Genomic DNA, 386 nt, shown 5'->3' with positions numbered 1-386 from the left:
GCACCGTCAACAACCGTCAGGTTGACTGGACTCAGCTGGACCACGTCATTGATGCGGCGATTGCCGCGCTGCCGCAGCTGGCGGGCATTAAAGACGCCGCGCCGGATGCGACCTTCCGCATTCGCGGCCAGAAGCTGGCGCGTGAACCGCACCGCTACAGCGGCCGCACGGCGATGCGCGCTAACATCAGCGTGCACGAGCCGCGTCAGCCGCAGGATAAAGACACGATGTTCGCCTTCTCCATGGAAGGGAACAACCAGCCGTCCGCCCCGCGTTCGCAGATCCCGTTCGCCTGGGCGCCGGGCTGGAACTCCCCGCAGGCATGGAACAAGTTCCAGGATGAGGTGGGCGGGAAACTGCGCCACGGCGATCCGGGCGTTCGTCTG

General features: G+C 65.8%; 1 pseudogene. It reads left to right on the top strand.

The features are described 5' to 3' along the window. A pseudogene (locus H0X90_RS35570) lies at positions 1-386 on the top strand (NADH-quinone oxidoreductase subunit G); the annotation flags it as partial.

The organism is Burkholderia sp. 9775_39, from assembly GCF_015712225.1.
In the GTDB taxonomy this organism is placed as follows: domain Bacteria; phylum Pseudomonadota; class Gammaproteobacteria; order Burkholderiales; family Burkholderiaceae; genus Burkholderia; species Burkholderia cenocepacia.
The sequence above is the reverse complement of the archived record's forward strand: the minus strand, read 5'-3'. Positions and strand labels throughout refer to the sequence as shown.